The organism is Streptosporangium sp. NPDC003464, assembly GCF_053588315.1.
Map to the genome: position 1 here is coordinate 1 of NZ_JBSFPS010000460.1, position 3,925 is coordinate 3,925.

Genomic DNA, 3,925 nt, shown 5'->3' on the forward strand with positions numbered 1-3,925 from the left:
AGGAACGTGCGGAACGCGCGGAGGCGGGCGGCGTCGGCGCGCAGCTGCTCCAGTTCGGCGGTGGGGATGGGGGTGTGGTCGGTGGCGGGCGGGGCCCGGCCGCCGGGCCGCGCGGGTCGGCGGGCCGTGGGTCAGCGGGAGTAGAACTCCACCACGAGCTGCTCGTCCACGGGGACCGTGATCTGCTCGCGCAGCGGCCGGCCGACCACGGTGAAGCGGAGCTCGGCGTGGTCGACGTCCAGATAGGAGGCGATCCGGTCGTCGGCGTAGACGCCCTCGGCCGCGGCGACGAACGGCTGCATCCCGCGGGAGCGCTGCCGCACCGCGACGACCTGACCGGGCTTGACCAGATAGCTGGGGATGTCCACCTTGCGGCCGTCCACGGTGATGTGGCCGTGGGTGACGTACTGGCGAGCGGCGTAGATGGACGGGGCGAGGCCCGCGCGCAGGACGAGAGAGGCGAGACGGCTCTCCAGCAGCACCACCAGCTCGGCCCCGGAACGGCCGGTGCCGCGCAGCGCCATGTCCCAGTAACGGCGCATCTGTCGCTCGGATACGTCGTAGTACCAGCGCAGCTTCTGCTTCTCCATCAACCGCAGGCCGTAGTCACCGGTCTGCCGGCGGTTGGTCTTGCGGCCGTGCTCACCCGGCGGGTAGGGCCGCTCCTCGAAGTAGCGGACGGCCTTGCGGGTCAGCGGGACGCCGGCCCTGCGGGACAGGCGCACCTTGGGTCCGGTGTAGCGCACGGTCACTCCTTTGTGATTAGGTTTACCTTATTGAGGTAAGCCTAACCTTAGTGAATGGGCCGTCCGATCTCAAGGAGAGCCGGTCCATGCAGCAGCAGCCCGTCACCGCTCCGCCGATCCCCGAGCGCGTCCGCACGCTGGCCGCCGCCGCCGTCCCCACCCACGTGTCCCTCGCCGGCACCGACCGGCCGGCGATGCCCGCCAGGGGCGGCGTGGACGGCGCGGGACGCCCGGTGCTGCTGGTCCTGCCGGGGGATCCGCTCTACGGCCTGCGCGAGGAGCCGGTGGTGACCGTCGACCTGACCGCCGGCCGCTCCCTGGGCGGGCGGGAGGTCTCGCGCGGCCTGCTCAAGGTGCAGGGCTGGACGCAGGCCGTACCGGCCTCCGAGGCATGGCAGAGCGCGGCGGCGATCGCCGAGAGCTGCCCGGACGAGGCGCTGTTCGAGGCTCTGGAACGTTCCGACGGCCCCCGGCTGCTCCGGGTCGACGTCGGGCAGGTGATCTATCTCGCCGCCCCCGAATCGGGCGTCCTGGACGGCGAGGAGTATCTCGGCGCGGCCCCCGACCCCCTGATGGACGGGGCCGAGCGGATGCTCCGCCACGTCAACGCCACCCACCGCAGGCAGCTGGAGACAGCGCTGCGCACGCTGCTCGACTCCCCCGTCAGCGAGGTCTGGCTGTGGGAACTCGACCGCTTCGGCGCGACCGTCCGCTCCGGCATCGACAGCCCCACCCTGGTCCGACTGCCCTGGCCCACCCCCGCCACCGACGTCGACTCCCTGGAGCAGGCCCTGCGCTGCCTGCTCTGCCACCACCGCTGAGCGGGCGGCTCCCCGAGGGGGCGCCTGGCGCACCGGCAGGGCCGCGAGCTCGCCGAGGCGGTCCGCGAGATCACGGCGCCGTCAGAGGGCGTATTTCCGGACGCGAGCCGCGCGGGCGTCCTCCGCCGCGGGGCGGGAGGCCGACGCTGCCCGGCGTGACGTGCCGCTCCCGGAGGAGACGGCCCGTCACACTCTCGCCAGGGCCTGCCGCCGGTTACGCGGGGAGCCCGCTAGGACTCCCCGGAGAAACTCGGCGCAATTCTCGATGTGCGCCTGAATTGAGAAGAAAAATCACCTATAGGGTGAATTATGAATTCTCCGCCCCGACCACACTGGTGCTGCGGATGACCTCGTCGACCAGTCCGTAGTCCTTGGCCTCGGTGGCGGTGAACCAGCGGTCGCGGTCCCAGTCTTCCTCGATCTGCTCCAACGGCTGGCCGGTGTGGAAGGAGATCCGCTCGCTCATCACCTTCTTGGTGTAGAGCATCTGCTCGGCCTGGATGACGATGTCACTGGCCGTGCCGCCGATGCCGCCGGACGGCTGGTGCATCATGACCCTGGCGTGCGGCAGCGCGTACCGCTTGCCGGGCGTGCCCGCGCAGAGCAGGAACTGCCCCATCGAGGCCGCCATGCCCATGCCGACGGTGGCGACGTCGTTCGGGATGTACTGCATCACGTCGTAGATCGCCATCCCGGCCGAGATCGAGCCACCGGGCGAGTTGATGTAAAGCCAGATGTCACGCTCGTCGTCGTCGGCGGAGAGCAGCAGCAGCTCCCCGCAGATCCGGTTGGCCACCTCGTCGTTCACCTCGCTGCCGAGCACCACGATCCTCTTGCGCAGCAGCCGCTGGTACAGCGGGTCCTCGAACACGGGCTGCGGACTGGTCATCTCTTTCACCTGCCCCGAATCCATAATTTACGAATGGTGAATCCCTGCGACCATAACGCGGGGCGACACCATGGTTTCGGCCCGTTCGCTGTCAGCGCTTTCCGCTGACAGCGCAGCGCGTGAATCCGTTCGCGTCTCCGGGACACGGCAGGGCTGAGGCGGGGGCGACCCGGTGGTGTGTGATGATTGCCGAATCATGCCCGCGACCGCGATCTTCCGCCTGACCCGCACCACGGCCTTCGCCGTGGTGTCCCTCGGGCTGGGCGCGGTCGCGCACGTGCTCGCCGGCGGCACGGTGCCGGCGTGGAGCGCGGCGGGCGGGCTGGTGCTGGCGGCGGCGGCCGCACTCCCGCTGACCGGGCGCGAGCGCGGCGTGGGGGTGATCCTGCCCCTCCTGGGCAGCACGCAGGCGGCGCTCCACCTGCTGTTCGCCGCGACGGACCCGGCGGCCTGCCACGCGGCCTCCGCGCACCCGCGGCCCGGGCTGCTGCCCGAGCTCACCACGCTCATCACCCACCCGCACTCGGGGCTGCTGCCCGGGCTCGCCATGCTGGTCACGCACGGCTGGGCGGTGGGGCTGACCGCGCTGTGGCTGGCCCGCGGCGAGGCCCTGCTCTGGGGCCTGCTGCGCCGGCTCGGCGCCCGGCTCGGCCCGGTCCTCGGCGGCGGTCCCTTCCCCTTCGCGCCACCCGTGGTGGCCGTCACCCCGGACGGACCCGCCGTTCTCCGCCCGGCCCTGCTCCGTCACGTGGTGAGCCGGCGCGGCCCTCCCGCACCGCACCCCGTCATGCTCTGACGAGCTCGTCCTTCCGGCGATCTCGCCTCCGTCCCCGACGACGTCCACCGACGGCCTGTCCACCGATGGCCTGTCCGACGGCGCCCTGTCCGGCGACGGTCCCGGCCACCGGCGGCTCGCCCACCGGGGAGCCCGTCCGACGGCGGCCTGCCGACCGGCGGTCCGGTCCGACGGCGGCCCCGTCCGACGGCGGGTCCGTCCGACGACGGGTCCTCGCATCCCGGCGGCCTGGTCCTCGGTGACCCCGTCATCCGGCGGCCCCGTCCTCGGCGATCCCGTCCACCGGCGGCCCCGTCCTCGGTGACCTCTGACGACCTCGTCCTCGACGGCCTGACGGGCCCTGCGACCTGACGACCCGGGCCGGACCACACGGCGCCGGGCGCTCCACCTGACCTGTCCACCTTTCCGGCGCCTCCAGGCGGCATGTCGAGCACCGCTCCGGCCGCGGCGCCGTACGTCGAAAGGCTTTCTCATGATCGTTCGTCGTGTTCTCTCCGCCGGCCTCCTCGCCGCTCTCGCCGCCGCGTCGGTGAGCGCCTGCGGCGCCCAGTCCACCGGGCAGCCCGCCGAGCGGGCGGGTCCCGCAGGTGAGCGAGAGTGTCGTGGCGGAACTCTTCGGGGTCGGCCGCCAGTTCAGGGTGGCCGGTAGGGTTGTCGAGCACGTTGTTCTCCA

4 protein-coding genes are annotated in these 3,925 nt (G+C 72.2%); 2 read left to right on the forward strand and 2 right to left on the reverse strand.

Annotated elements, in window-relative coordinates:
* Window positions 1-131 precede the first annotated feature (131 nt).
* Window positions 132-746: a 30S ribosomal protein S4 gene (gene rpsD / locus ACWDS7_RS47100; protein ID WP_451934614.1), complete on the reverse strand. Its 615-nt coding sequence runs from the start codon at window positions 744-746 to the stop codon at window positions 132-134.
* Between the two features lie 86 nt (window positions 747-832).
* Here rpsD and ACWDS7_RS47105 point away from each other — a divergent pair, with 86 nt between their 5' ends.
* A complete protein-coding gene (locus ACWDS7_RS47105) occupies window positions 833-1,567 on the forward strand; it encodes a DUF2470 domain-containing protein (RefSeq protein ID WP_451934615.1) in 735 nt (244 codons plus the stop codon).
* 307 nt (window positions 1,568-1,874) lie between these two features.
* On the opposite strand, the gene ACWDS7_RS47110 is transcribed toward ACWDS7_RS47105, so the two are convergent.
* Entirely contained in the window at window positions 1,875-2,456 is a 582-nt protein-coding gene (locus ACWDS7_RS47110) for a ClpP family protease (protein WP_451934616.1), read from the reverse strand.
* 196 nt (window positions 2,457-2,652) lie between these two features.
* Between ACWDS7_RS47110 and ACWDS7_RS47115 the strand changes: the two genes are divergently transcribed.
* The gene (locus ACWDS7_RS47115) at window positions 2,653-3,252 is read left to right on the forward strand and encodes an MFS transporter (RefSeq protein WP_451934617.1); all 600 of its coding nucleotides are present in this window, start codon (window positions 2,653-2,655) and stop codon (window positions 3,250-3,252) included.
* Window positions 3,253-3,925: the final 673 nt, after the last annotated feature.